This is a genomic window from Erwinia sp. V90_4, from assembly GCF_029967685.1.
Classification (GTDB): Bacteria; Pseudomonadota; Gammaproteobacteria; order Enterobacterales; family Enterobacteriaceae; genus Erwinia; species Erwinia aphidicola.
In genome coordinates, this window is the sequence record NZ_JASCAQ010000061.1 from 53,489 (window position 1) to 79,237 (window position 25,749).

The following is a 25,749-nucleotide window of genomic DNA, read 5'->3' on the forward strand; positions in this document are numbered from 1 at the left end:
TCAAACCCTGCCAGCTGAATTGATTCAGGTCAGGCAACATTCGGCTATTTTTTTTGCGTTACGTCACGTTTTACGCAGTGCAGGCAGCAACTATTTCATTTAAAAAGTTTTATAGCTGAAAACTTCCCTGACGCCCTTCGGGCACCACGGAGCAGGGATCCTGATGAATAATCACGTCAGAACCTGGAAATTTTTGTAAAATCGCCTGTTCAACCTGTTCGGCTACCTGATGAGCCTGGTACAGTGGCAGGTGATCGTCCATTTCCAAATGCAGCTGAATAAAACGGGTGGGGCCAGACTGACGGGTGCGGATATCGTGGGCGCCCTGCACGCCAGGCCACGCGGCAACGATATCAATAATCGCCTGATGCTCTTCCTCGGGCAGCGCGCGATCGAGCAGCGCCTGCACGGCTTCATAACCCATGCGCAGAGCACTATACAAAATCCACACGCCAATCCCTAACGCAAAGAGCGCATCGGCGCGGTGGAAGCCGTACCAGCTCAATCCCAACGCCAGCAGGATCGCGCCATTCATCACTACGTCAGACTGGTAGTGCAGCATATCGGCACGGATCGCCTGGCTGCGGGTACGCCGCACCACCCAGCGCTGGAAAGTGACCAGCACCAGCGTCGAAAACAGGGCAATAAGCGTCACAATGATGCCGATAATCGGGGCTTTCATCGGTTCAGGAGAAGCGAGATGTTGCAGACCGGTGAGAAAAAGGAACAGGGCAGAACCGGAGATAAACATGCTTTGCGCCAGCGCCGCGAGAGATTCGGCTTTGCCGTGCCCGAAGGTATGCTCCGCATCGGCAGGCTGGAGCGAGTAGCGCACCACCAGCAGATTGGTGAGCGAAGCGGCGATATCCACCAGCGAGTCCACCAGCGCGGCCAATAAGCTGACCGATCCTGTGTACCACCAGGCAAAGATTTTAATCAGCAGCAGTAGCGAAGCCAACGCTGTGGCTGCCAGCGCCGCCGAGTTAACTAAGCGCGCATAGTTTGCATTCATAGCGTTTACCCACCCGATTCAGTGCCTTTGAGTATACTGGTTTTCGGGCAAAAAAAACCCCCACCATCATGGTGGGGGAAGACAGGGATATTGTCTATGGCAAGGAAAAACAGGGATACTATGTTACTGGTTACTGCGGGTTACTACCGGTACTGCTTGCTGCCTGCAGCGGTGATGACAGCTGCATATTCGTTAGCCTGCGCAATTCTTGAAGGCGCTGCTGATGTTTCTGTTGCAAAACGGCCTGCTGCTGTGGCGTTAACAGGTGGTACATCTGATTGCGTATCCGGGCCATCTCGACCTGGCGCGCCACTTCCGCCTGTGCAATCTTTTCCGCCTGAGCCTGGTAAGCCGCTTCGTCAAATTTTTCTGCAATAATCAGTTCGTGCAGTTGCTCTAAATCGTTAATACTTATGGGAGAACGATCGTGACGCGCTTGCTGCATCAGATCGCGCAGTTGCTGGCGCTGCTGCTCCGTCAAGTTGATGCCATCAAACATGTGACTTTGTGGAACCTGCCTCACTGGGCGGTTAGCCTGGTCATCCTGATGCATCTCGTCAGTCGTCGTGGCGTTGACAGACCAGGCAGCTGAGAGGCTAAGCATCAGTGCCGGAACGACAACGACGGCGGTAACTTTGCGCATCGTTTACTCCCGTGTTGGTTTCCGTATTTCGATTCAACGAGATTGAGTCTACGGGGACAGCTGCAAACATGCGTCAGGGGGTGTAAAACTACGTAAAGCCATGGAATGAGCGCATAAGTTCACGGTATTTTGCCTGCGGAGGGCAATAAAAAATGAATAAAATCCTGTTGGTTGACGATGACCGCGAATTGACTTCGCTGCTGAAAGAATTGCTTGAAATGGAAGGATTCAATGTGCTGGTTGCCGGTGACGGCGAGCAGGCACTGGCGCTACTGGACAGCTCTGTTGATCTGTTATTACTTGATGTGATGATGCCGAAGAAAAATGGCATCGATACTCTGAAGGAGCTGCGTCAACAACATCAGACGCCGGTAATCATGTTAACCGCACGCGGTAGCGAGCTGGACCGTGTTCTGGGCCTCGAACTGGGTGCTGATGATTATCTGCCGAAACCCTTTAACGACCGCGAACTGGTGGCACGTATTCGCGCCATCCTGCGTCGTTCCAACTGGAGCGAACAGCAGCAACAGCACGACAACAGCTCACCGACGCTGGAAGTGGACATGCTACGCCTGAACCCAGGCCGCCAGGAGGCTAGCTTTGAAGATATCACGCTGGATCTGACCGGCACGGAATTTACGCTGCTGTATCTGCTGGCCCAGCACCTCGGCCAGGTGGTATCGCGTGAGCACCTGAGCCAGGAAGTGCTTGGCAAGCGTCTGACACCGTTTGACCGGGCAATTGATATGCATATCTCCAACCTGCGGCGCAAGCTGCCGGAGCGCAAGGACGGCCATCCGTGGTTTAAAACCCTGCGTGGGCGCGGCTATCTGATGGTGTCCGCGACATGATATCCAGCCTGACCACCCGCATCTTTGCCATTTTCTGGCTGACCCTGGCACTGGTACTGATGCTGGTGTTAATGCTGCCCAAGCTTGATTCCCGTCAGATGACGCCGCTGCTGGATAACGAGCAGCGGCAGGGAACGATGATTGAGCAGCACGTTGAGGCGGAGCTGAGTCAGGACCCGCCCAATGATTTAATGTGGTGGCGCAGGCTATTCCGCGCCATCGATAAATGGGCGCCGCCCGGTCAACGCCTGCTGCTGGTGACCAGCGAAGGGCGCGTGATTGGCGCGCAGCATAACGAAATGCAGGTGATCCGTAACTTTATCGGCCAGTCCGATAACTCCGATCATCCGCAGAAGAAAAAGTACGGTCGGCTGGAGATGGTTGGCCCATTTTCGGTGCGCGATGGCGAAGATAACTATCAGCTGTATCTGATCCGTCCTGCGGGCAGTTCCCAGCTCGATTTTATCAACCTGCTGTTTGACCGCCCGCTGCTGCTGCTGATTGTTACCATGCTAATCAGCTCACCGCTGCTGCTGTGGCTGGCGTGGAGCCTGGCAAAACCGGCGCGCAAGCTGAAACATGCGGCGGATGACGTGGCGGCCGGTAATCTTCGCCAGCGGCCGGAGCTGGAATCGGGGCCGCAGGAGTTTCTTGCCGCCGGGGCCAGCTTCAACCAGATGGTCAGTGCGCTGGAACGAATGATGACCGGTCAGCAACGACTGCTGTCCGACATCTCTCACGAGTTGCGCACCCCGCTGACGCGCCTGCAGCTGGCGACCGCGCTGATGCGCCGCCGTCACGGAGAAGGTAAAGAGCTGGGGCGTATTGAGATGGAAGCACAGCGGCTGGACGGCATGATCAACGATCTGCTGGTGCTGTCGCGCACTCAGCATAAGAACGCGCTGGTGAGCGAAGCGATTAAGGCCAATCATCTGTGGTCCGACGTACTGGAAGATGCGCGCTTTGAAGCCGAGCAGATGGGCAAAACGCTGGAAGTGCCTTACCCACCGGGACCGTGGCCGCTTTACGGCAACCCGAACGCGCTGGAAAGTGCCTTTGAGAACATCGTGCGTAATGCCCTGCGCTACTCCCACAGCAAGATTGCCGTCAGCTTCGCGGTGGATAAAAAAGGCATCACTATCCACGTTGATGACGATGGCCCGGGCGTCAGCGCGGAAGATCGTGAGCAAATTTTCCGCCCGTTCTACCGCACCGATGAGGCGCGCGACAGGGAGTCCGGCGGCACGGGGCTGGGGCTGGCGATTGTCGATAACGCCATTCAGCAGCACCGCGGCTGGGCAAAAGCTGATGACAGCCCGCTCGGTGGCCTGCGCCTGACGATATGGCTGCCGCTGTATACCACCCACAGCGAATAATTTGCTATCCTTCGGCCCTCGTTCCTGAGGGCCGCTTTCATGCTTAATATCGTCTTGTTTGAACCCGAAATCCCGCCGAACACCGGCAATATCATTCGCCTGTGCGCCAATACCGGCTTTCAACTGCACTTAATCAAACCGCTCGGTTTCGCGTGGGATGATAAACGGCTGCGCCGCGCCGGGCTGGACTACCATGAATTCACCGCGATTAAGCATCACGATAGCTATGACGCTTTCGCCGCCTCAGAGGCCCCACAGCGGCTTTTTGCACTCACCACCAAGGGAACCCCTGCCCACAGCGCTGTCAGCTACCAGCCGGGCGATTACCTGCTGTTTGGCCCGGAAACGCGCGGCCTGCCCGCCAGCATTCTTGATGCGCTGCCGGCACAGCAAAAAATCCGCATCCCGATGATGGCGGACAGCCGCAGCATGAATTTGTCGAATGCAGTTTCGGTGGTGGTGTATGAGGCGTGGCGGCAGTTAGATTACGCAGGCGCGTTGTTGAAAGGCTGATGCAGCTAGTTTGGATACGGCCAGCGCGCAGTCACCGCAGCGGACACGTAGTTAAGGTAGGGGTCGATCAACGATCGACCCGCAAAATCAAATCCCGTCACCAAATTCAAAGCCCGGCACCATGCCATTAAAATGCTGATCCATATCCATGGATGGCTTATCGCTGCCCGGCTTGCCGACAATACGCGCCGGTACCCCCGCCGCGGTAGTGTGCGGCGGCACCGGCTGCAGCACCACGGATCCGGCGCCGATCTTCGCGCCGCGCCCCACTTCGATATTGCCGAGGATCTTCGCACCGGCGCCGATCATCACCCCTTCGCGGATCTTTGGATGACGGTCGCCGCTGGTTTTGCCGGTCCCGCCCAGGGTGACCGACTGCAGGATCGAGACATCATCCTCGACGATCGCCGTTTCACCCACCACGATGCCCGTGGCGTGGTCCAGCATGATGCCGCGACCAATGGTCGCTGCCGGGTGGATATCCACCGCGAAGGAGACGGAGATTTCGTTCTGCAGGTAAACTGCCAGCGCACGGCGGCCCTCATTCCACAGCCAGTGGCCAATGCGATAGGCCTGCAGGGCGTGGAAGCCTTTCAGGTAGAGCAGCGGCGTGGAGTATTTATCCACCGCCGGGTCACGCTGGCGTACCGCCTGAATATCGCAGGCCGCTGAGATGATCATCGACGGGTCCTGACGATAAGCATCCTGAATCACCTCACGAATGGCGATTGCCGGCATGATCGGATTAGCCAGCTTGTTGGCGAGCATATAGCTCAGCGCGCTGCCCAGGTCATCATGCTTGAGCAGAGTGGCGTGGTAAAAGCTGGCCAGCATCGGTTCACAATCGGCCAGCGCACGCGCTTCCGTTTTGATGTTCTCCCAGATCAGTTCAGGCTCTACACACGGCATGGCTCACTCCCCATTAAAAAATAGCGCCCGTCTGGGCGCCAGCATCACAATATGATGAACCCGGTCAGCTCCCGCTGTTTTCGTCCTTCCTTGTGCGCCCGAGCAGGCTGGTTGCCGCCTCACGCGCATTCTTACCACAGTAAAGCACCTGATAAATCTGCTCGGTAATGGGCATTTCCACGCCGAACCGTGCAGCCAGCGCCTTCACTTCTTTGGTATTACGGAATCCTTCCACCACCTGCCCAATCGTGGCCTGTGCGCCTTCAACATCGGCACCCTGCCCCAGCATCATGCCGAAACGGCGGTTACGCGACTGATTATCGGTACAGGTGAGTACCAGATCGCCCAGCCCGGCCATGCCCATAAACGTCGTGGCATCTGCACCCAGTGCGGCACCCAGGCGGCTCATTTCGGCCAGCCCGCGGGTAATCAGCGCGGTGCGGGCATTGGCGCCAAAGCCAATACCGTCCGACATGCCAGCGCCGATAGCGATAACGTTTTTCACCGCTCCGCCCAGCTGCACGCCGATAAAATCAGGGTTGTTATACACGCGGAAGCTTTTACCGCAGTGCAGCAGCTGCTGCAGCTCTTCGGCAAACTGCGTGTCCGTCGCTGCCAGCGCAATCGCCGTTGGCAGGCCAGCGGCCAGCTCTTTAGCGAAAGTCGGGCCGGAAATCACCGCCAGCGGAATATCGTCACCGAGGATCTCACGCGCCACGTCTTGCAACAAGCGGCCCGTCTCCTTTTCCAGACCTTTCGTAGCCCACACAATGCGCGAATCAGCGCGCAGATGCGGCTTAATCTGTTGCAGCACGTCACCAAACACGTGGCTTGGCACCACCACCAGCAGGTCGCGGCTGGCCGCAATCGCCGCAGCGAGGTCGGTTTCAAGGTGGAGCGTAGCGGGGAAAGGGACATCGGGAAGGAAAGCGGTGTTACAGCGGTCGGCCTGCAGTTGCGCCTGGTGCTGCGGGTTATGCCCCCACAGCACCACGTCATGGCCGTTACGCGCCAGCGTAATCGCCAAAGCGGTGCCGTACGAGCCGGCACCGATGACGCTCATAGAAGCATGAAGGCTACGCATTAAGCGTCCTGCTGCTGTGCTGCACCTTCACCTTCAGACTGCTGCAGATAGTTCATGAACAGCGCGTCAAAGTTAACCGGTGCAAGGTTCAGCTGCGGGAAAGTACCGCGTGATACCAGGCTGGTGATGCACTCACGTGCATACGGGAACAGAATGTTAGGGCAGTAAGCGCCCAGGCAATGAGCCATCTGCGTGCCTTCGATACCACCGATAGAGAAGATACCTGCCTGCTGTACTTCACACAGGAACGCAGAGTCTTCGCCGACGGTTGCGGTCACGGTGACGCGCAGTACCACTTCATACACATCGTCAGCCAGTTGGCTTGACGCGGTGTCGAGGTCCAGTTTCACTTCCGGTTCCCACTCTTTCTGGAAAACCTGTGGCGCGTTAGGCGCTTCGAAAGAGATATCTTTGGTGTAGATACGCTGGATCTGGAAAGACATATCGGTGTTGTTCTGTTCTGACATGGTACGTAATCCTATTGGTTAATAATCCGTTATTGAGCTGCAGCAATAGTCAGGCAGTGTGCGCCAGATGCGCAGCCTTCCCTTATTTTAACAGCGGTTCAAGGCCATCACGACCGTCGAGTGCAAACAGGTCGTCACAGCCGCCGATGTGCTGTGCATCAATAAAAATCTGAGGCACCGTGGTCCGGCCGCTACGTTCAATCATTTTTTCACGCAGGTCAGCATTCCCGTCAATTGGAATTTCTTTGAAATTCACGCCTTTCTGGCTCAGTAGTGCTTTCGCCCGATGGCAGAAAGGACAGGTTGCTTTGGTGTAGATCTCAACGTTAGCCATGGTGGCCCTCCAGTAATCGTTATTGCGCGCGGTTTATTTACCGCGCACCAGCGGCAGATTATCGCCGCTCCAGCCGGATACGCCTTCTTTCAGCACGTAAACCTGCTCATAGCCTGCAGCATTCAGCTGCGCCGCAGAATCGGATGCGGAGGTGCCGGTAGCACACACCACGATCAGCGGTTGGGCTTTATATTTTTCCAGCTCGCCGAAGCTACCTTTCTTGATATCTGCGGCCAGCACATTAATCGCATTAGAAATATGGCCCTTGCGGTAATCATCGCGCCCACGCACGTCCACTACCACGGCTTCTTCTTTGTTAATTAAACGGGTTGCTTCACCACGGCTAATTACTTTTACCTTGGAGAACATGCCCTTAACGGTGGTCACGATCACCAAAACCAGCAGAACAACCCACGCCAGAGCTAAAATGGTGTGATTGCCTGCGAACTGCATAATATCTTGCATGAGGGGTAACAACTCCCGAAAGGGTTAATAAGCTAAAACAAGGCTTCTGAGTATACCTGCCAGGAGTGCCATGTACAGTCGCGTAGAGCCTCAGAGTGATGTTTTCTGCGACAGATTACAAAAAAAAGTTGCCTTAAGTGAAAGCAGCTATCCTGTGATGGCGACGCTGCGTTCTTAAGCGGCGAATTGTTGTGCAATCGGGGCTTTTTGTGGCATCGGATCTGGCGGAAATGTTACCGTCAGTAATAGAAAACCAGCGCGAGATGGCTGGTAAGCTGCTGTTCATCGTGGAATAATCCGGGGCTATGAGGGAAAAAGCGACAGTGTTACATTCATGGACCCCGCGTAAACAGCAGGCTGCTGCCCTGCCACTGCGCGTAAGCATGTCCAATCTGGCAGTCGGGGTACTCTGTACCAGCGCCCTGCTGTTCTCTTTTTCCGCTCTCGCGGCAGAAGACAACAAGTCTCAGCTGCAAAGTATTCAACAGGATATCGCGGCAAAAGAGAAAAGCGTCAGGCTGCAAAAGCAGCAGCGCAGCCAGCTCCTTGACCAGCTGCAGAGCCAGGAGAAGGTCATTGCCCAGGCTAGCCGCCAGCTGCGCGATACGCAGAGCAGCCTCACCACGCTGAATAAAGAGATTTCCGCGCTTAACGCCTCCATTACTCAACTCCAGCAGCAGCAGACCCAGCAGGAATCAATTCTGGCTGAGCAGCTGGATGCCGCTTTCCGCCAGGGTCAGCACAGCGGGCTGCAGCTGATCCTCAGCAATGAAGAGAGCCAGCGCAGCGAACGTATGCTGGCCTATTTCGGCTACCTCAATGAGGCGCGCCAGAAATCGATTGAAGACCTCAAGCAAACGCGCAGCGATCTCTCTGCGCAGAAAGCCAGCCTGGTGGATAAGCAGGCTCAGCAGAAGTCGCTATTAGCACAGCAGCAGTCGCAGCAGGCGAAGCTGGAAAGCGCTCGCCAGGCGCGCAAGAAAACCATCACCACGCTCGAATCCTCGCTGGAGAAAGATCAGGCCCAGCTGGTTGAGCTGCGTCAGAACGAAAGCCGCCTGCAGGATAAAATCGCCAGGGCCGAACGTGAAGCTAAGGCGCGGGCGGAACGTGAAGCGCGCGAGGCTGAAAAAGTTCGCCAGCGTGAGGCGCAGGCGAAGAGCAAAGGCACCACCTACAAACCGACCGACAGCGAGCGGTCGCTGATGTCGCGCACCGGCGGCCTTGGTCGGCCGGGCGGTCAGATGGTCTGGCCAATCCGCGGCAGTATTGAACACCGCTTCGGTGAGCAGCTGCAGGGAGAACTGCGCTGGAAAGGACTGGTCATCGACGCACCGGAAGGCACCGAAGTTAAAGCGATTGCCGATGGCCGCGTGCTGATGGCCGACTGGCTGCAGGGCTACGGCCTGGTGGTCGTGGTCGAGCACGGCAAAGGCGATATGAGTCTGTATGGTTATAACCAGAGTGCGCTGGTGAGCGTAGGTACCCAGGTCCGTGCAGGACAGCCTATCGCGCTGGTCGGCACCAGCGGTGGGCGCGGCACGCCGTCACTCTACTTTGAAATCCGCCGTCAGGGACAGGCAGTCAATCCACTACCGTGGTTAGGAAGATAGTTTTGTTTCAATACCGAAAACTCAGCGGTCTGCTGGTCGCCATCATGATGGTCAGCCCGGCGTACGCCGGTAAGCTTTCGATTGTCATTGACGATTTCGGCTATCGCCCGGCGCAGGAAAATCAGGTACTACAGATGCCTGCAGCCATCTCCGTTGCGGTGCTGCCCAACGCCCCGCACGCCCGTGAGATGGCGACCAAAGCCCACCAGCGCGGCCACGAGGTGCTGATCCACCTGCCGATGGCCCCCCTTAGCAAACAGCCGCTGGAAAAAGACACGCTGCGCCCGGACATGTCGAGCGAGGAGATTGCGCGCATCGTGCGTGAGGCCGTCGCCGATGTGCCGTTTGCCGTTGGGCTAAACAATCATATGGGTAGCGCGATGACCTCCAGCCTGCCGGGAATGCAGAAAGTGATGCAGGTGCTCGATCGCTACAATTTCTACTTCCTTGACAGCATGACCATCGGCAACAGCCAGTCAACCCGCGCCGCCGCAGGCACCAGCGTGAAGGTGATCAAGCGCCGCGTATTCCTTGACGATACGCAGAATGAGGCCGATATCCGCCAGCAGTTTACCCGAGCAGTACGCCTGGCGCAGCGCGATGGCTCCGCGATCGCCATTGGCCACCCGCACCCGACCACGGTGCGCGTGCTGCAGCAGATGCTGCCGACGCTGCCCGCCGATATTACCCTGGTGCGTCCAAGCCAGCTGCTAAACGAGCCGCAGCGCGGCAGCAATCGCCCGCTGCCGGCAGAAAAACCGCAGCCGCGTAATCCGTTCCGCGGCGCAGAAGTGTGCAAGGTGACGGTTAAACCCGTGCCGGCCACACGTGCGCTGAGCGTGATCGCTGACAGCATCAGCAACAGCCCGCTGGTGCAGAGCCTGAAGAAAAACCTTTTCGGGAAATAGCCGCTGTAAAGGCCGACCTTTTTTCAGTCAGCCCCTACAACTCACTGATATGCATAATAAGGTAGAGGTCGACCGCTTTCGGGTCGGCCCTGTCTGAATTAGCCCCAGTCGAGGATCACTTTCCCTGAATGCCCGGAGCGCATCTCATCAAAGCCCTGCTGGAAGGCAGCAATCGGATAGCGGTGGGTGATCACCGGGGTCAGATCCAGCCCGGACTGCAGCAGTGCGGCCATTTTATACCAGGTTTCAAACATCTCCCGGCCATAGATCCCTTTGATAAACAGCCCTTTGAAAATCACCTGATTCCAGTCGATCGCCATTGAGGCAGGGGGGATACCGAGCATAGCGATGCGCCCGCCGTGGTTCATCACGTCGAGCATGGCGCGAAAACCGTCCGGTACGCCGGACATCTCCAGCCCGACGTCAAACCCTTCCGTCATGCCGAGTTCCGCCATAACCTGCGGCAGATTTTCATGGCTGACATTCACCGCCCGCGTGACGCCCATCTTGCGCGCCAGATCCAGCCGATACTGGTTAACGTCGGTGATCACCACGTGCCGGGCGCCAACGTGACGACAGATAGCCGCCGCCATTATCCCGATCGGCCCGGCACCGGTGATCAGCACATCTTCGCCGACCAGATCAAAGGAGAGCGCGGTATGCACCGCATTCCCAAACGGGTCAAAAATCGCCGCCAGATCGTCAGGAATGTTATCGGGGATTTTGAAGGCGTTCACCGCCGGGATGACCAGATACTCGGCAAAGCAGCCCTGTCGGTTGACGCCGACGCCAATCGCATTGCGGCACAGATGCGTGCGGCCACCGCGACAGTTGCGGCAGTGCCCGCAGGTGATATGCCCTTCACCGGACACGCGGTCGCCAATGCGAAAGCCAGCCACTTCCTGGCCCAGCGCAACAATTTCTCCAACATATTCATGGCCCGTGATCATCGGCACCGGAATAGTCTTCTGCGACCACTCATCCCAGTTGTAAATATGCACGTCGGTGCCGCAAATCGCCGTTTTGCGGATTTTAATCAGCACGTCGTTATGGCCCGGCTCCGGGATTGCCGCATCCTCAATCATCCAGATCCCCGGCTCAGCGTGCAGCTTGGCTAAGGCCTTCATCATGCCTCCCGCTGGGCAATCACGCCCAGTTCCTGGCCCACCTTCACAAAGGCCGCTACGGCACGTTCCAGCTGCGCCTGACTGTGCGCGGCGGAGATCTGGGTGCGAATACGCGCCTCTCCTTTTGGCACCACCGGATAAAAGAAGCCGGTAACGTAAATCCCTTCATGCTGCAGGCGGCTGGCAAACTCCTGCGCCAGCCGCGCTTCGCCCAGCATCACCGGGATAATGGCATGATCGGCCCCGGCCAGGGTAAAGCCCGCCGCGCTCATCGCACTGCGGAAATAGCGCACGTTGTCCCACAGGCGCTGGCGCAAGCCCTGCCCGTCCGCCAGCATATTCAGCACCTGAATCGAGGCCGCAACAATTGAGGGCGCCAGCGAGTTAGAGAACAGGTAAGGCCGCGAGCGCTGGCGCAGCCACTCCACCACCTCTTTTTTAGCCGCCGTGTAGCCACCTGAGGCGCCCCCAAGCGCTTTACCCAGGGTGCCGGTGATAATATCTACCCGCCCCATTACGTCGCAGTGTTCATGGCTGCCGCGCCCCTGCTCGCCGACAAAGCCGACGGCATGCGAGTCGTCTACCATCACCAGCGCCTTGTAGTGTTCCGCCAGGTCACAGACGCCGCGCAGGTTGGCGATCGCGCCATCCATGGAGAACACTCCGTCGGTGGCGATCAAAATATGGCGCGCTCCGGCCGCCTGCGCCTGCTGCAGGCACGCTTCCAGCTCCGCCATGTCGTTGTTGGCATAGCGGTAGCGCTGCGCTTTACACAGGCGGATACCATCAATGATCGAAGCGTGATTCAACGCATCGGAAATCACCGCATCCTGCTCGCTTAACAGCGTCTCAAACAGCCCACCGTTGGCGTCAAAGCAGGAGGAGTAGAGGATGGCATCTTCCATGCCGAGAAACGCCGCCAGCTGCTGCTCCAGCTGACGATGGCTGTCCTGCGTACCGCAGATAAAACGCACCGAGGCCATGCCAAAACCGTGGGTATCCATGCCTGTTTTCGCCGCGGCGATTAAGGCGGGATGATTCGCTAGGCCAAGATAGTTATTGGCACAGAAGTTCAGCAGCCTGCTGCCATCCGCCAGCACGATCTCCGCCTGCTGCTCGCTGATAATCTGCCGCTCACGCTTGAACAACCCTTCCTGTTCAGCGCGGGCCAACTCTCCTTTAAGCTGTTGATAGAATTCCTGACTCACCTTTATCCTCCAGAAATCATTTTTTGCGATACAGATTACTGAAAGTGAAGCACAGGCTTGAACAACCACGCGGGGGAATGTGAATTTTGCAGCATAACTCACGGAAAATAACGCTGAGCAGCGGGGGTTACGGACTCCTCTGGCTGTCGAGGGCGCAATGAGATGTTATGATAAGAGCCATTAGCGTGTGAAACCTCCTGTTTCACCCCACTGTATTAGGGTTAAAGCTCATGATTATCGTTACCGGCGGCGCTGGATTTATTGGCAGCAACATCATTAAAGCGCTGAATGATAAGGGTCACACCGACATTCTGGTGGTCGACAATCTGAAAGACGGCACTAAATTCGCCAACCTGACGGATCTCAATATTGCCGACTACATGGATAAAGAAGATTTTCTGATTTCACTGCTCGCCGATGAAGACTTCGGTGATGTGGAAGCCATTTTCCATGAAGGCGCCTGCTCTTCCACCACCGAGTGGGATGGCAAATACATGATGGATAACAACTACCAGTACTCGAAAGAGCTGCTGCACTGGTGCCTGGAGCATCAGGTTCCATTCCTGTACGCCTCTTCCGCCGCCACATACGGCGGCCGCAACGCTGACTTTATCGAAGAGCGCCAGTATGAAGAGCCGCTGAACGTCTACGGCTACTCGAAAATGTTGTTCGACCACTACGTGCGTAACATCCTGCCGGAGGCGCAGTCTCAGGTGTGCGGATTCCGCTACTTCAACGTGTACGGGCCGCGTGAAGGCCATAAAGGCAGCATGGCGAGCGTCGCCTTCCACCTCAATACCCAGCTGAACAACGGCGAGAACCCGAAGCTGTTTGAAGGCAGCGACGGCTTTAAGCGCGACTTCATCTACGTGGAAGACGTGGCCTCCGTAAACCTGTGGTTCTGGGAAAATGGGGTCTCCGGCATCTTTAACTGCGGTACCGGCCGCGCCGAATCTTTCCAGGAAGTGGCCGACGCCGCCCTGAAATATCATCAGAGCGGTGAAATCGAATACATTCCATTCCCGGAAAAACTGAAAGGCCGCTACCAGGCGTTTACCCTGGCGGACCAGACCAAACTGCGTGCGGCAGGCTATGACAAGCCGTTTAAAACCGTCGCCGAAGGCGTGGCAGAGTATATGGCCTGGCTGAACCGTAACGCGTAAGAGGCCTTCCGGCGATGAAAATTCTGGTAATCGGCCCGTCATGGGTCGGCGATATGATGATGTCGCAAAGTCTCTATCGCACCCTGAAGGCCGAAAATCCTGACGCCGTAATCGATGTGATGGCACCCGCGTGGTGCCGTCCTCTGCTATCACGCATGCCGGAAGTGAACGAGGCGTTGTCCATGCCGCTCGGCCACGGCGCGCTGGAAATTGGCGAGCGCCGTCGTCTGGGCAAGTCGCTGCGTGCCGCCGGCTATGAGCGTGCTTACGTACTGCCAAACTCATTTAAATCTGCGCTGGTGCCCTTCTTCGCCGCCATCCCCCGCCGTACCGGCTGGCGCGGCGAGATGCGTTACGGGCTGCTGAATGATGTCCGCGTGCTGGATAAAGCGGCTTTTCCGCTGATGGTGCAGCGTTATGTCGCGCTTGGCTATGACAAGGCGCGTATTCAGCGCGCGCAAGATCTACCGCAGCCGCTGCTGTGGCCTAAGCTGGCGGTAGGGGAAGATGAGAAGCAGGCGACCGTTGCCGCATTCAGCCTTAACCCGCAGCGCCCGATCGTTGGTTTTTGCCCCGGCGCTGAATTCGGTCCGGCTAAACGCTGGCCACACTACCACTACGCCACGCTAGCGCAGCGCCTGATCGATCAGGGCTACCAGGTGGTGCTGTTTGGTTCGGCGAAAGACGCTGAGACCGGCGAAGCGATCCTCGCCTCGCTGGCTGAAGAGTCACGCCAGCACTGCTGTAATCTGGCCGGGAAAACCCAGCTGGAACAGGCAGTCATTCTGCTGGCTGCCTGCCATGCCGTGATCAGCAATGACTCGGGGCTGATGCACATCGCCGCCGCGCTCGACCGCCCGCTGATCGCGCTGTATGGCCCAAGCAGCCCGGATTTCACCCCACCACTTTCCGATAAAGCACGCGTGATCCGCCTGATTACGGGTTACCATAAAGTGCGTAAAGGTGATGCCGCCGAAGGCTATCACCAGAGCCTGATTGATATTACTCCAGAACGCGTCCTGACCGAGCTGGAAACGCTTTGCCCCCGGCCTGGAGTCTGAATGCGGGTTCTGATAATTAAAACCTCCTCCATGGGGGATGTGCTTCACTCTTTGCCGGCGTTAACTGACGCCATGCACGCCATTCCCGGTATTCGCTTTGACTGGGTGGTGGAAGAGGGCTTTGCCCAGATCCCTTCCTGGCACCCGGCGGTCGACCGCGTGTTACCTGTTGCCATCCGCCGCTGGCGTAAGCACTGGTTCGGTAGCCAGGTGCGTGAAGAGCGGGTCGCATTCAAACGCGAACTGCAGTCGCGGGAATATGACGCGGTGATTGACGCCCAGGGGCTGATTAAAAGCGCCGCGCTGGTGACGCGCCTGGCGAAAGGTATCAAACACGGCGCAGACAGAAATAGCGCACGCGAGCCATTTGCCAGCTGGTGGTACGATAAGCGTTACGAAATCAGCAAGCAGCAGCACGCGGTGCAGCGTACCCGCGAACTGTTCGCCAAAAGTCTTGGTTACGACCTGCCCACCACTACCGGTGACTACGCCATTGCCCAGCACTTCACCGCTGAACTGCCCGCTGATGCCAACCAGTACCTGGTGTTTTTACACGCCACCACGCGCGATAATAAGCACTGGCCGGAAAGCCACTGGCGTGAGCTGATCGGATTGATGCAGCCTTCAGGCCTAAAGATTAAATTGCCCTGGGGTGCCGAGCATGAGCATCAGCGCGCACTCAGGCTGGCCGAGGGCTTCGACTTTGTTGAGGTCCTGCCTAAGCTGACGCTGGAACAGGTTGCCCGCACGCTGGCTGGTGCGCGTGCGGTGGTATCGGTTGATACCGGCCTTAGCCACTTGACCGCCGCCCTCGATCGGCCGAATATTACCCTTTATGGCCCGACGGACCCGGGGTTGATTGGCGGTTATGGCAAGAATCAGTATGTACTGCGCCCGGAAACGGGGAAGGAGATGGCGGGGATTAGTGCCAGTCAGGTATGGAATACATTACAGCAGGTAGCGTCATGAAAAAACTTCACATTATTAACCTGGAGAAGATGGGTGGCGTAGAGCGTCTTTTTCTGCAGTATATAAATGAAACTTCAGATGACAGTAATAGCGTGATTTGTATTAGTGGCAAAATAGGTGCGGAAATCAAACAGCAAATGCCGCAACAAGAAGTGACATTTGCTACCCGCATGATTAATTCATGGTCGTTGCGTTGCCCACAATTCTTGCGTAAATATTTGCTGCAATGGAAGATTTTCCGCGCTGATGCGGATGTCATTATCGTCTGGGATTTAATTCCAGGACTGGCAGAAAAACCTAAGCGCGGAAAACTTCTCTATTATGATCATGGGTGTTCATGGCGTTATGCGCGTAGCCCAAAGACACTCCGTTTTTTTTCCATGCTGGATGGCGTAATTTCTGCCTCTTACGCCTCAAAACGTGTAATGCAATTAAGGTTCAACCTACCGTGCCCCAATCAGGTGGTGACTAACCGGGTCAAACCACCAGAAAATATATCCGCCATGGAAAAGCCTGCCAGTACTACTTTAAGATTAGGTAGTGCTTCACGTCTGGTCACCCTCAAGGGAATCAGCGTTTCCCTGCAGATGATGCAGGAATTGTTGCGGCGTGGCCACGATGTCACTATGGAGATAGCAGGTAAAGGGCCAGACAAAGACGCATTTGTCGCACTGGCGGAAAGATTGCAGCTGGGCGATCGGATAACATTCAGCGGCTTCCAGCAGAATGTAGCGGATTTTTTCAACCGTATCGATGTCTACATAAGTACTCCAGTAACAGAACCTTTTGGCCTTTCCTGTATGGAGTCACTCTATTACGGTGTGCCGGTGATTTACCCAATGGTCGATGGTCAGCCAGAAGCGGTGAAAGATGGCATCTGTGGATTGGGCATTACGCCTACCGTGACAATTGAAGAACATCAGCGGTCAACTGATATTTTGGTTGAGTTTCCTCATGAAGTCTACGACCCTGTCAGCGATGCACTGGTGCAACCAAGGCTATTGTCACCGATTTCTTGTGCAGATGCCGTTGAGAAGTTTATGGATCCCGTTGCTTTGAAAGAGATTAGTCAGAATGTACGCTGCTATGCTGCTGATAATTTCGACTATGATTCATTTAAGAAAGAATTTGATGAGACATTATATTCTTATGTTGAAACAAAATAATGTGAGTAAAATCAACAACGGCACGTTGATAATAAAAGCCCCACAGCCCGTATTTAGTTATTTTATTTATATCGGATGCGCAGCTTCATTTTTAACAACCCCCTTTGGATTTAGCGCAGGGAAAAACCTATTTTATCTGAGTAGCTACATCGCTTTCTTTGCTTTCATTTTTAACCTGAAATACTATACCAACAACAAGTTCAACCTTATTTTTGCTTCATCATTCTTTTTATTTGGAATTGCGACGATATTCTGGTTGGTAGTATACAAACAGCCAGGTGATTACATTGACATTTATCGCTCTTATATGTCGACAGCAAGACTGCAAATTGCTGCAGCATTCATCATGCTCATTGCATTAAATGAGCAACTAAATATCAAAAAATACGTTATTGCTGTAGGAATAATTGTGGGGATAACGGTGAATCTCTACGCGATTTATCAAGGGCTTTGGAAGAACCATGGCCGCATAGAGCTCAATTATGATCGTGCAACCATTGTTGCATACTTTATGACGGCAATTAATCTTGTTATGATGCAGTCGATTAAGATGTTACGTAATCGACATCGAATTTTACTTTACCTAAGTGCATTTTTATTCACTTTTGCCATGTTGATCCTTACAGGCACGCGTGCGGCCATGCTAGCCTATCCTGTTCTTATTCTGATATCTATTATTGCGACAAAGGGATTGTTCAACTCTCGTCAAAAATTAATTATATTGATTTCATTTCCACTACTTCTTATCGCGTCTAGTGTTATATTTAATAGCCAAATTGATAAACGCATTAATGATTTTCATAGAAATTTGGCGACGATTGATAATACAAAATTAGACAACTCAGTTTTTTCGCGAGTCTGGATGCAGATCGTTGCTATCCGCACCGGCAATGAAGCACCTTTTGGACAATCTGCTGAGCATCGTGCTGCAGAAGCTTTAAACATCATCCATCACGAACCTCGGTTAAACAACGTCAAACGATACCTAACCGTTCATTTGCATAATGAAATACTTGAGACATGGTCGTTAAGAGGCATTTGGGGAGTTAGCTTGTTACTTTTTATCTACTGTAGTCTACTGACTCTTTCATTTAAACCGCAGAGAAATGTTATGCTGCTCGGTGTTACTCTTTCACTCATTATATATGGCCTGAGTGATGTGCTATTTTTCAGCACCGAATGCACTGTTATCTTCGCCCTGGCAATTATTGCAAGCATTCTATCAACTAAAGATATAAACCAAGAGATGATGGTCTGACTATGCAAACTCAGACGCCATTATTGACCATTATCATACCCTTCTTCAATAATGAAGAATTTCTAGCCAGCACTCTACATTCGCTTTACTGCCAAATTGAGGATGATGTTGAAGTTATTTTTATTGATGATGGTTCAACAGACAATTCAGCAAGTGTGGTCCAACAGTTTGTAAACAACGTTTCTCACACTAATGTGCAATTCATCTCGCAGGAAAATGGTGGAATAGCACATGCACGCAACGTTGGCCTTAAGCATGCGCAGGGAAAATACCTCACATTTTTGGATGGTGATGATAGATTAAGCAAAGGATATATGAAAACGCTTCGCCCGTTTATGTTATCAGGTGATTGCGATCTCATTGACTTCAACTATCAGCGTTTTACAGTTGAACCGAATGTCATTCCTGAGAGTGCAGACGTCGCATACGAAGTCTATAACTTTGAAAAATATGGACTAAGCTGCCTGGAGCCTTTGTTTAAAAAATCGATGTGGCATCTGTGGAACCGAATTTACAAGCGAACTCTGTTGGACGGTGAGAGCTTCGCTACCGGACGCCGCTATGAGGATGTCATTTTCACTCCTTTCATTTATTTTAAAACACAAAACATCGTGCATCTTGAACATACTCTTTACTTTTATCGCGATAACAGTCAGGGCATTACCCGTAATGTAAAGCCTAAAGATATTGAAGATATGCTCTTTGCCATGAAAAAAATGCTAATATTCGCGGCGAGAGAACCAGATAATCAGGCACTTAAAAACCTGGCAGCAGAAATGATCGTTAATTGCTTTAACGAAGTAAAAAGCATGTCCAAGCGAGTCTATGGATACTACTTTTATGAAGAACAGACCATCGCCATTCTTAAGGAAGCGGCCCGGCTGTGCCAGGGAACATCAGTACGGTGCAAAAAAAGGTGGCAGATGCGTTTTCCACAAACGGATACCCTGTTATCAAGTATCCGTCTGAAGCTTAAATCCGGTTAGCCTGGCTGGATAGGAATTTGAAGGTGGGAAGTTAGCTCATTAAATACTGTTAGGGGTTGAATCACTCCCACCGGGCCTTCGGCCTCTAACGGCAAGGTGAAGCCCGTGCGGGATTGATGAAGGATACGATGAAGTTCGTTATCCTGAATCGGGCCTGTAGAACGCGGATCTGCAGTAACAAAAAGGCTGATAGTTTTGACTTTCAATGCCACCGCCAGATGCAATGGCCCGGTATCACCAGTAACAAGCAGGTCAAAACTGTCTATCAAGCTTATCAACTGCTGCAACCCCGTTTTTCCTATCCGATCGTCAACTACAGTTCGCGTTTTTTCACTTATCTGCTGTAAAAATTGTTCAGCTTTAGGCTGGTCTAAACTTCCGCCAATCAAGACTAACTTTACATTTTTTACCCTAGTGAAAAGCATTTCTGCCAGTGCAACATAATGGCTGACTGGCCAGCAGCGAGATTCTGTAGAGGCACCAAGTTGGAAACCAATTGTGATGCTGGCAGGATCTTTTATTCCCGGAGGAAAAGGTGCCGGGATTTCCATCCTCGGATCGTCAATGCGGCAGCCAAGGATAGAGACTAGCTCCAATTTTCGGCGGATAAAGTGACCATAATAATGGAAAACGTAGTTTGTCAGCCATTTTTCAAGGCCGCTTATCCCAGAACTATAGTTATCGCGAATAATATACTTCGCACCTGCCATTACTGCTGCGATAACGTCATAAGGAAGATGAGAATGAAGGATCACCGCTAAATCAGGCTGATATTCCCGCAATGAAACGAGTAATTTTTTCAGACTCTTAATTTTATTATCCCAATAGATAACACGGTCATAGTCTCGACCATTCTCAACCAGCTCAGTATTTTTTTTATGGGCAACCAGCGTGATGTGTGCATCAGGAAAGCGTTCGCGTATTGCACGCATCGCCGGCGTATTGAACATAAAATCGCCTAAGGCTGTCGTCGAGAAAATAACAATATTATCAAATTGCATACTACTATTGAACGTTTCAACTTTCTGTAAACGTCCATGCTTTGCTAAATAACGTGTTAAAAACCAGTTAGTGAGATCAACTTTCCATTTCTTCGACATTTTATCTATTCACTTTCTGTTGATAATATTCTGACATCGTCATTCCCAGCGTCCGGTGTTGCAGCCATTCAAATAGCGCCTCAAGATCATCATACAATGTCTCAATATGTTCGTTCGTCTTAAACGTCGGACTACCACCCGGCATAAACTCTGAGGAGTGCAGCATAAACTCAACATAATCGCTGCCGTCAGCCAGCGTTTTCTCAGCGACATCAATCATCTGTGCAACATTGCCCCCCATCGGGCGCAGCCAGTGAACCGACGGGCTACGCTGCTTGCCACGCAGGCGATCGTAACCCTGCTTGACGGCGTTCATTAAGGACGAATGCTTATAGCGGATGCTCATCGGCACTTCCAGCAAGGGCGACTGCCCCGCTTTTGCTATGTCATGTTCGTCGATAAAATAGGCGCAGTCGGGGAAATGCTGATAGTTAGTCCCACCTTGACCTTTTGGGTCCCCCGGAGAAAATGCCCAGTTCACGCGTGGGGTAACAGAGCAGTCAACCTGATAACCAAGCTCAATCAGCAGCTGAGCATAATACTCATTGAATGCCCAGCGGCCGGCACGATGGCTGCGCATCTTGACCTGCAAAGTATCCTCAAGCAGCTGAGTCATATAGCTAACCTTTTCTCTGATAACCTTTGCAGGATACTCAATCAGATAGGGCTTGTGCCGCCAGTCATCTCCGGTAAGGTCGTGTAGCGGAGGGCTGTTCCATGCATGCAGATGCATCCCGATTTCACCACTGTTGCGGGCAATCACATCGCGCGCGAATTCGACATAGGCGGGATCAACCGCCATTTCATAGTTGGTCAGCCATGTGGGTTTAAAGGAATACTTCTCGCAAAGCTGCTGGAATCGAGGCAGAAAAAGGGTGTTTTCCGTTGTGATACGGTCATGGTTTTGCCAAAGGTTATCGCCTTCGGTATCGATGGTGATGATAAACGCGGGCTTAGCCATTTTCCTTCCTGCAGTGAGATTTATCTGCCCGTTATGTTACGTAGCCAGCGGCAATTGCGCAAAGTTATTCTCCCCCCAGACAGCCAGGTGGCCATGATGCTAGCCACGTCCCAGCCACTGCTTTAGAATCAGCAACTGGTTTACTAAACAGTGATCGAGTATGACAAATCAGGACCTGCCGCTTTCATCCCACCCTGTTGCCCGCATTCTGGTGATCAAGTTTCGTCACCATGGCGATATGCTTTTAACCACTCCGGTTATCCGCTCGCTGAAAGCAGCCTGGCCCGATGCCACTGTGGACGTACTGCTATATGAAGAAACCCGCGCCATGCTTACGCATCATCCTGATATTCATCAGGTCTATGCAATAGACCGTACGTGGAAAAAACAGGGCATTCGCTTTCAGGTCAGCCAGGAGTGGCAGCTGTTGAAAACGCTGAGAAAGCAGCGTTACGATCTGGTGGTGAATCTTGCTGACCAGTGGCGCAGTGCATTGATTACACGCTTTACCGGTGCCCCGGTGCGGCTTGGTTTTGATTTTCCAAAACGTCAGGGCGCGCTATGGCGCCGCTGTCATTCGCATTTAGTCCCAACAGAGACACATAATACTCTGCATACCGTAGAACAGAATCTGTCGCTACTTGCCCCGTTAAAATTGCCCTCCACCGACACTACCGTTGGTATGTATTACGCCGAAAGCGATCGCCTTAAAGTGCGCGAGCAGATCAATGGCGCAACGAAATATATCGTGGTACAGCCTACTTCGCGCTGGTTTTTCAAATGCTGGAGCGAGGAGAAAATGGCCGCCGTTATCCAGTTATTGCAGAATGATGGCCATACTATTGTGCTGACTTCCGGACCCGATAAAAAAGAGCTGGCGATGGTCAGTCAGATTGAGGGCCTACTCTCATCCCGGCAGAATGTTATCTCCCTGGCCGGTCAGCTGACGCTAAACCAACTGGCGGCGCTGATAGATGAGGCCGGGCTATTTATTGGTGTGGATTCCGTACCCATGCACATGGCCGCCGCATTGCAAACCCCCTGTATCGCGCTTTTTGGCCCGTCAAAGTTAGTCTTCTGGCGGCCATGGCAGGTAAAAGGTGAGGTAATCTGGGCTGGCGACTTTGCTCCCCTACCCGATCCAGATGCTGTCGATACCAAAACCACAGAACGTTTCCTGGATGCCATTCCAGTGGAAACTGTGCTCAGTGCAGCGAGGAAATTACTGGCATGAAACCGATTCGGCTGGCCATTGTTCGCCAGAAATACCGCCCGGATGGCGGAGCGGAGCGCTTTATCTCTCGCGCACTTGAGGCGCTGGATAATCAGGCGATGGATCTCAATGTCATCACCCGTCAGTGGCAGGGCGAACGCCAGGCTAACTGGCATCTGCATATTTGCGATCCGTTTAAATGGGGCCGCATCAGTCGCGAGCGTGGCTTTGCCGATGCAGCCAGAAAAATCTGGCAGCGTGAGAAATTCGATATCGTGCAGAGCCACGAGCGCATTGCCGGTTGTGATATTTATCGTGCCGGTGATGGTGTTCATCAGCGCTGGCTGGAACAACGTTCGCTTATCCTTCCTGCATGGCGTCAGAAGCTGCTGATGAGTAATCGTTATCACCGCTACGTGATGCATGCCGAACGCGAGATGTATCAGGCAAAGGAGCTTAAGGCCGTTATTTGCAACGCGCAAATGGTGAAAGACGAAATCATTGAGCGTTTTGGCGTTGCTGGCGACAAGATCCATGTCATCTACAATGCCATCAGCACTACCCAGTTTGTTCCAGTCAGCGAAGTGGAACGCAGTAAGCTGCGTGCCAAACTGGGTCTTCCTCTTAATGCCACCATTCTGATCTATGTCGGTTCTGGCTTTGAACGTAAGGGGCTGGCCGCCGCCATCAGAGCGGTCGCTGGCACCAACCGCTATCTGGTAGTGGTTGGCAAAGATAAGGCGGAAAAACAGTATCAGTCACTGGCCAGCGAACTGGGCTGCAGCGAACGGATTATCTTTGCGGGTATGCAACAGGAGACGCGCCCATGGTATCAGGCCGCTGACGGTTTATTACTGCCAACGCTCTATGATCCCTTCCCCAATGTCATTCTGGAAGCCATGGCCTGTGGATTACCCGTGATCACCTCGACCACCTGTGGTGGCAGCGAGTTTATTGAGCAAGGGAAAAATGGCTATGTCTGCGATGCGCTGGACATTTCCGCGCTGCGTGATGCAGTGATGTCACTCCCCGACCACGCCGTTGGCAGCGAGATGGCCAATCATGCCCGAGCGCGCGTGATCGGTTCATCCCCTCAGCGCCTGTCGCAGCAGCTGGTTGCTCTTTATCAACACATTCTGGATTAAACCATGCGTATCTTGATGATTATCGATGGACTGCCGGGTGGCGGGGCTGAAAAAGTGGTGCTGACGCTCTGCGAAGGCATGCAGAAGATGGGACATCAGGTTACTCTGTTTTCCCTGCGTAATGTCTGCAAGTACGCTCTTCCTGAGGGGATTGATTATCAGGTTGTGGAGAGTGATAGCAAGGTACCGTGGCGTAAACTGACTGAACTGAAACGTCGGGCAGCCGGTCTGGATCGTGCAATTGCCGCCAGTGAAATGCAGGCAGGAAGTTTCGATCTGGTCTTCTCGCACCTGCACAAAACCGATCGCATCGTTGCTCGTTGTAAAAATCTGTCGCCGGAAAAAATGTGGTACTGCATTCACGGCATACTCTCCACTTCGTATCTCGGTCACCGTAAAGGTATCGATCGCTGGATCAAGCTGCGAAAAATAGCCCGAATTTATCAGGGAAAGAATATTGTTGCCGTCTCACAGGCCGTGGCGGATGATTTGCAAACTAGGCTCTCGATATCGCCGCGCCGGCTGGCGGTGATCAATAACCCGTTTGATATCGCCCATCTGCTTGCTCAGGCAGAACAGCCCTTTTCTCTGACAAAAGAGCCCTATATCGTCCATGTAGGTCGTTTTCACCCGACAAAACGCCACGATCGTCTGTTAAAGGCTTATGCCGGGTCAGGGATTGAGGCCAAACTTGTGCTGGCAGGGACAGGCGATGAAGCGCGGATAGCATCAGTTAAAGAGCTGGCTGAAAAACTGGGCATCAACGATCGCGTCATTTTTGCGGGTTTCCAGGCTAATCCCTATCCCTTGATCAAACATGCCGGGATGCTGGTACTCAGTTCAGATAGCGAAGGCTTTGGCAACGTGCTGGTCGAAGCATTGCTATGTGGTACCCCCGTTGCCAGTACACGCTGCCCCGGGGGACCTGCAGAAATTCTGGAACGTGCGGGCATGAGCAACGCGCTTTCAGAGTTGAGCAGTGAATCACTGGCGCAAGTGATGGCTAATATCTGGCAGAACCCCCCAGTTATCAATCGCCAACGGCTGATGAGCTACGATCTGCAGCCCATCTGTCAGCAATATCTTTCGCTTAAGGATTAATTCGTGCCAATTTCTGCCAGACCTCATCAACACTCACATCGACACAATCACCTGATGAGGTCTGCAGTATTTGCGACTCACCCGACCACGGACGCCATGATTTCTGGTCAGTATCACCAAAAAACACCACCTGCTTTTTCTGCATCGCTGCGGCCAGATGCATCTGCCCACCATCACTGCATAGCACCTGCGCACACTGCTCGTACGCTGCAACCAGCTCACGCACGGAAGCGGTAGGATAGAGTGAAACACGCGGGCTATGACATGCCGCCAGTACCTGCTCGGCGCGGTGCCGATCGCCAACATCATCCGGCGCCAGCGTGCCCTGCGGCGACCAGAAGATCAGTACACTTCCGCTGTTTTCCTGCAGATACTGCTGAATAATGGCGACATAGCGCTCCAGCGGCCAACGCCGTTTCGGACTGCGGCTGCTGATGTGCACAGCCAGCCCAATCGGTTGCCCTGGCTGAAGCTGTTCAATACGTTGCCGGGCATGCTCGCGCTCCTGCTCGGTGAGCCAAATGCGCACGGGCGGAATGGCAATCTGTTGGTCAGTGATCGCTGACAGATAGCTGAAGGTCTGCTCAACCTGATGCTCACCGCGAAAATCCGCACGGCGGTAAGGCACAGTGATGCTTTTGTCACCGGTATCGGCGCCAATAATATGCTTTGCACCGGCCATTTTCGCCAGACGCAGGCTGTATTTACAAGGAACGGGATTCGCAAGAATGGTGGCGTCAAAATGAATGCGCCGCAGCTGCATAAACATTTTCAGGCGTTCAAAATAGACCCCCAGCTTGGCGGATCTCCCCGCAGCGTGCTTCGCCTTGCGGTAAATAAAGGTGCGGGTAATATGCGGATTATTTTTCACCACGTCCTGACTAACGGTGTTGATCAGCAGATAGACGTTAGCCTCAGGATAAGCCGTTTTTATCCCTTCGATCAGCGGAGTTGTACAAACCAAATCGCCGATATTATCCCGGCGTATCACTAAAATATTCTTCATTACTCATTAACCTGCAGCGCACAGGTGCGCCAGATATACATAATCGATTTAAGGCGCGATTAGCGCGTTACCATCCCCTGAGTACTCCTCATCCATTGAATATTTCCTCC

The 25,749-nt window shown here is 53.6% G+C and carries 26 protein-coding genes; 14 read left to right on the forward strand and 12 right to left on the reverse strand.

Annotation, left to right across the window (positions count from 1 at the left end; genetic code table 11):
* Positions 1-109 precede the first annotated feature (109 nt).
* On the reverse strand, positions 110-1,012 hold the full coding sequence (gene fieF, locus QLG07_RS18150) for a CDF family cation-efflux transporter FieF (RefSeq protein WP_048914256.1): 903 nt from the start codon (positions 1,010-1,012) through the stop codon (positions 110-112).
* Positions 1,013-1,142: 130 nt separating this feature from the next.
* Positions 1,143-1,655, reverse strand: a complete 513-nt coding sequence (gene cpxP, locus QLG07_RS18155; RefSeq protein WP_048914255.1) for a cell-envelope stress modulator CpxP — start codon at positions 1,653-1,655, stop codon at positions 1,143-1,145.
* 152 nt (positions 1,656-1,807) lie between these two features.
* Here cpxP and cpxR point away from each other — a divergent pair, with 152 nt between their 5' ends.
* Genes cpxR through trmL form a run of 3 tightly spaced genes read left to right on the forward strand, consistent with a single transcriptional unit; the run spans position 1,808 to position 4,395 of the window.
* A complete protein-coding gene (gene cpxR / locus QLG07_RS18160; RefSeq protein ID WP_048914254.1) occupies positions 1,808-2,506 on the forward strand; it encodes an envelope stress response regulator transcription factor CpxR in 699 nt (232 codons plus the stop codon).
* Positions 2,503-3,882 (forward strand): envelope stress sensor histidine kinase CpxA, encoded by a 1,380-nt coding sequence (gene cpxA / locus QLG07_RS18165; RefSeq protein WP_048914253.1) that lies wholly within the window; start codon positions 2,503-2,505, stop codon positions 3,880-3,882. Before cpxR ends, cpxA begins: the two co-directional genes overlap by 4 nt.
* A gap of 39 nt (positions 3,883-3,921) precedes the next feature.
* Entirely contained in the window at positions 3,922-4,395 is a 474-nt protein-coding gene (trmL, locus tag QLG07_RS18170) for a tRNA (uridine(34)/cytosine(34)/5-carboxymethylaminomethyluridine(34)-2'-O)-methyltransferase TrmL (protein ID WP_099754397.1), read from the forward strand.
* Between the two features lie 87 nt (positions 4,396-4,482).
* Here the strand turns inward: trmL and cysE are convergent, their stop codons facing one another.
* The 5 genes from cysE to QLG07_RS18195 all read right to left on the reverse strand — a co-directional run bounded on the left by cysE (position 4,483) and on the right by QLG07_RS18195 (position 7,654).
* Positions 4,483-5,304, reverse strand: a complete 822-nt coding sequence (gene cysE / locus QLG07_RS18175) for a serine O-acetyltransferase (protein ID WP_282469834.1) — start codon at positions 5,302-5,304, stop codon at positions 4,483-4,485.
* Between the two features lie 64 nt (positions 5,305-5,368).
* The gene (gpsA, locus tag QLG07_RS18180; protein ID WP_048914250.1) at positions 5,369-6,388 is read right to left on the reverse strand and encodes an NAD(P)H-dependent glycerol-3-phosphate dehydrogenase; all 1,020 of its coding nucleotides are present in this window, start codon (positions 6,386-6,388) and stop codon (positions 5,369-5,371) included.
* Complete coding sequence (gene secB, locus QLG07_RS18185; protein ID WP_048914249.1) at positions 6,388-6,855, reverse strand: protein-export chaperone SecB; 468 nt, start codon at positions 6,853-6,855, stop codon at positions 6,388-6,390. Before secB ends, gpsA begins: the two co-directional genes overlap by 1 nt.
* A gap of 82 nt (positions 6,856-6,937) precedes the next feature.
* Entirely contained in the window at positions 6,938-7,189 is a 252-nt protein-coding gene (gene grxC / locus QLG07_RS18190) for a glutaredoxin 3 (protein WP_048914248.1), read from the reverse strand.
* A 33-nt stretch (positions 7,190-7,222) separates the two neighbouring features.
* Positions 7,223-7,654 carry a rhodanese-like domain-containing protein gene (locus QLG07_RS18195; RefSeq protein ID WP_048914247.1) on the reverse strand — a complete coding sequence of 144 codons (432 nt, stop codon included), beginning with the start codon at positions 7,652-7,654 and terminating at the stop codon, positions 7,223-7,225.
* A gap of 305 nt (positions 7,655-7,959) precedes the next feature.
* Here QLG07_RS18195 and envC point away from each other — a divergent pair, with 305 nt between their 5' ends.
* Both envC and QLG07_RS18205 read left to right on the forward strand, forming a co-directional pair.
* Positions 7,960-9,267, forward strand: coding sequence for a murein hydrolase activator EnvC (envC, locus tag QLG07_RS18200; RefSeq protein ID WP_048914246.1), 1,308 nt, complete (start codon positions 7,960-7,962; stop codon positions 9,265-9,267).
* A 2-nt stretch (positions 9,268-9,269) separates the two neighbouring features.
* Positions 9,270-10,175, forward strand: a complete 906-nt coding sequence (locus QLG07_RS18205; protein ID WP_282469835.1) for a divergent polysaccharide deacetylase family protein — start codon at positions 9,270-9,272, stop codon at positions 10,173-10,175.
* A gap of 98 nt (positions 10,176-10,273) precedes the next feature.
* Here the strand turns inward: QLG07_RS18205 and tdh are convergent, their stop codons facing one another.
* Together tdh and kbl are read right to left on the reverse strand one after the other, a co-directional pair.
* On the reverse strand, positions 10,274-11,302 hold the full coding sequence (gene tdh, locus QLG07_RS18210) for an L-threonine 3-dehydrogenase (protein ID WP_282469851.1): 1,029 nt from the start codon (positions 11,300-11,302) through the stop codon (positions 10,274-10,276).
* On the reverse strand, positions 11,302-12,510 hold the full coding sequence (gene kbl, locus QLG07_RS18215; RefSeq protein WP_282469836.1) for a glycine C-acetyltransferase: 1,209 nt from the start codon (positions 12,508-12,510) through the stop codon (positions 11,302-11,304). The genes tdh and kbl overlap by 1 nt, the downstream gene beginning before the upstream one ends.
* 230 nt (positions 12,511-12,740) lie before the next feature.
* On the opposite strand from kbl, the gene rfaD reads away from it, so the two are divergent.
* The 6 genes from rfaD to QLG07_RS18245 are packed head-to-tail and all read left to right on the forward strand — an operon-like array spanning position 12,741 to position 19,113.
* A complete protein-coding gene (rfaD, locus tag QLG07_RS18220) occupies positions 12,741-13,673 on the forward strand; it encodes an ADP-glyceromanno-heptose 6-epimerase (RefSeq protein WP_099754394.1) in 933 nt (310 codons plus the stop codon).
* A gap of 14 nt (positions 13,674-13,687) precedes the next feature.
* Complete coding sequence (gene rfaF / locus QLG07_RS18225; RefSeq protein ID WP_048914242.1) at positions 13,688-14,734, forward strand: ADP-heptose--LPS heptosyltransferase RfaF; 1,047 nt, start codon at positions 13,688-13,690, stop codon at positions 14,732-14,734.
* The gene (rfaC, locus tag QLG07_RS18230; protein WP_187497058.1) at positions 14,735-15,703 is read left to right on the forward strand and encodes a lipopolysaccharide heptosyltransferase RfaC; all 969 of its coding nucleotides are present in this window, start codon (positions 14,735-14,737) and stop codon (positions 15,701-15,703) included. It abuts the gene before it with no gap.
* Positions 15,700-16,869, forward strand: coding sequence for a glycosyltransferase (locus QLG07_RS18235; RefSeq protein WP_282469837.1), 1,170 nt, complete (start codon positions 15,700-15,702; stop codon positions 16,867-16,869). The genes rfaC and QLG07_RS18235 overlap by 4 nt, the downstream gene beginning before the upstream one ends.
* Positions 16,853-18,127: an O-antigen ligase family protein gene (locus QLG07_RS18240; RefSeq protein ID WP_282469852.1), complete on the forward strand. Its 1,275-nt coding sequence runs from the start codon at positions 16,853-16,855 to the stop codon at positions 18,125-18,127. The genes QLG07_RS18235 and QLG07_RS18240 overlap by 17 nt, the downstream gene beginning before the upstream one ends.
* A gap of 2 nt (positions 18,128-18,129) precedes the next feature.
* Positions 18,130-19,113: a glycosyltransferase gene (locus tag QLG07_RS18245; protein ID WP_282469838.1), complete on the forward strand. Its 984-nt coding sequence runs from the start codon at positions 18,130-18,132 to the stop codon at positions 19,111-19,113.
* On the opposite strand, the gene QLG07_RS18250 is transcribed toward QLG07_RS18245, so the two are convergent.
* Together QLG07_RS18250 and QLG07_RS18255 are read right to left on the reverse strand one after the other, a co-directional pair.
* Complete coding sequence (locus QLG07_RS18250) at positions 19,110-20,213, reverse strand: glycosyltransferase family 9 protein (protein WP_282469839.1); 1,104 nt, start codon at positions 20,211-20,213, stop codon at positions 19,110-19,112. The genes QLG07_RS18245 and QLG07_RS18250 overlap by 4 nt on opposite strands.
* A gap of 1 nt (position 20,214) precedes the next feature.
* On the reverse strand, positions 20,215-21,174 hold the full coding sequence (locus tag QLG07_RS18255; protein WP_282469840.1) for a polysaccharide deacetylase family protein: 960 nt from the start codon (positions 21,172-21,174) through the stop codon (positions 20,215-20,217).
* A gap of 160 nt (positions 21,175-21,334) precedes the next feature.
* Between QLG07_RS18255 and rfaQ the strand changes: the two genes are divergently transcribed.
* From rfaQ to QLG07_RS18270, 3 genes are read left to right on the forward strand one after another with little or no spacing between them, the layout of a single operon-like run.
* Positions 21,335-22,408 (forward strand): putative lipopolysaccharide heptosyltransferase III, encoded by a 1,074-nt coding sequence (gene rfaQ / locus QLG07_RS18260; protein ID WP_282469841.1) that lies wholly within the window; start codon positions 21,335-21,337, stop codon positions 22,406-22,408.
* Positions 22,405-23,532, forward strand: a complete 1,128-nt coding sequence (locus QLG07_RS18265; protein ID WP_282469842.1) for a glycosyltransferase family 4 protein — start codon at positions 22,405-22,407, stop codon at positions 23,530-23,532. Before rfaQ ends, QLG07_RS18265 begins: the two co-directional genes overlap by 4 nt.
* Positions 23,533-23,535: 3 nt before the next feature.
* Positions 23,536-24,633, forward strand: a complete 1,098-nt coding sequence (locus QLG07_RS18270) for a glycosyltransferase (RefSeq protein WP_282469843.1) — start codon at positions 23,536-23,538, stop codon at positions 24,631-24,633.
* On the opposite strand, the gene QLG07_RS18275 is transcribed toward QLG07_RS18270, so the two are convergent.
* Positions 24,623-25,639 (reverse strand): glycosyltransferase family 9 protein, encoded by a 1,017-nt coding sequence (locus QLG07_RS18275; protein WP_048914233.1) that lies wholly within the window; start codon positions 25,637-25,639, stop codon positions 24,623-24,625. The genes QLG07_RS18270 and QLG07_RS18275 overlap by 11 nt on opposite strands.
* Between the last annotated feature and the right edge of the window lie 110 nt (positions 25,640-25,749).

Bases quoted from the DNA above. Each gene is read 5' to 3' on its own strand.
- gpsA (WP_048914250.1), bottom strand. From the start codon at position 6,388: ATGCGTAGCCTTCATGCTTCTATGAGCGTCATCGGTGCCGGCTCGTAC.
- QLG07_RS18250 (WP_282469839.1), bottom strand. From the start codon at position 20,213: ATGTCGAAGAAATGGAAAGTTGATCTCACTAACTGGTTTTTAACACGT.
- secB (WP_048914249.1), bottom strand. From the start codon at position 6,855: ATGTCAGAACAGAACAACACCGATATGTCTTTCCAGATCCAGCGTATC.
- QLG07_RS18275 (WP_048914233.1), bottom strand. From the start codon at position 25,639: ATGAAGAATATTTTAGTGATACGCCGGGATAATATCGGCGATTTGGTT.
- cpxA (WP_048914253.1), top strand. From the start codon at position 2,503: ATGATATCCAGCCTGACCACCCGCATCTTTGCCATTTTCTGGCTGACC.
- cpxR (WP_048914254.1), top strand. From the start codon at position 1,808: ATGAATAAAATCCTGTTGGTTGACGATGACCGCGAATTGACTTCGCTG.
- rfaQ (WP_282469841.1), top strand. From the start codon at position 21,335: ATGACAAATCAGGACCTGCCGCTTTCATCCCACCCTGTTGCCCGCATT.
- cysE (WP_282469834.1), bottom strand. From the start codon at position 5,304: ATGCCGTGTGTAGAGCCTGAACTGATCTGGGAGAACATCAAAACGGAA.
- QLG07_RS18240 (WP_282469852.1), top strand. From the start codon at position 16,853: ATGTTGAAACAAAATAATGTGAGTAAAATCAACAACGGCACGTTGATA.
- QLG07_RS18265 (WP_282469842.1), top strand. From the start codon at position 22,405: ATGAAACCGATTCGGCTGGCCATTGTTCGCCAGAAATACCGCCCGGAT.
- fieF (WP_048914256.1), bottom strand. From the start codon at position 1,012: ATGAATGCAAACTATGCGCGCTTAGTTAACTCGGCGGCGCTGGCAGCC.
- trmL (WP_099754397.1), top strand. From the start codon at position 3,922: ATGCTTAATATCGTCTTGTTTGAACCCGAAATCCCGCCGAACACCGGC.
- rfaF (WP_048914242.1), top strand. From the start codon at position 13,688: ATGAAAATTCTGGTAATCGGCCCGTCATGGGTCGGCGATATGATGATG.
- QLG07_RS18270 (WP_282469843.1), top strand. From the start codon at position 23,536: ATGCGTATCTTGATGATTATCGATGGACTGCCGGGTGGCGGGGCTGAA.
- QLG07_RS18245 (WP_282469838.1), top strand. From the start codon at position 18,130: ATGCAAACTCAGACGCCATTATTGACCATTATCATACCCTTCTTCAAT.
- QLG07_RS18255 (WP_282469840.1), bottom strand. From the start codon at position 21,174: ATGGCTAAGCCCGCGTTTATCATCACCATCGATACCGAAGGCGATAAC.
- tdh (WP_282469851.1), bottom strand. From the start codon at position 11,302: ATGAAGGCCTTAGCCAAGCTGCACGCTGAGCCGGGGATCTGGATGATT.
- rfaD (WP_099754394.1), top strand. From the start codon at position 12,741: ATGATTATCGTTACCGGCGGCGCTGGATTTATTGGCAGCAACATCATT.
- envC (WP_048914246.1), top strand. From the start codon at position 7,960: ATGAGGGAAAAAGCGACAGTGTTACATTCATGGACCCCGCGTAAACAG.
- rfaC (WP_187497058.1), top strand. From the start codon at position 14,735: ATGCGGGTTCTGATAATTAAAACCTCCTCCATGGGGGATGTGCTTCAC.
- cpxP (WP_048914255.1), bottom strand. From the start codon at position 1,655: ATGCGCAAAGTTACCGCCGTCGTTGTCGTTCCGGCACTGATGCTTAGC.
- QLG07_RS18195 (WP_048914247.1), bottom strand. From the start codon at position 7,654: ATGCAAGATATTATGCAGTTCGCAGGCAATCACACCATTTTAGCTCTG.
- grxC (WP_048914248.1), bottom strand. From the start codon at position 7,189: ATGGCTAACGTTGAGATCTACACCAAAGCAACCTGTCCTTTCTGCCAT.
- QLG07_RS18235 (WP_282469837.1), top strand. From the start codon at position 15,700: ATGAAAAAACTTCACATTATTAACCTGGAGAAGATGGGTGGCGTAGAG.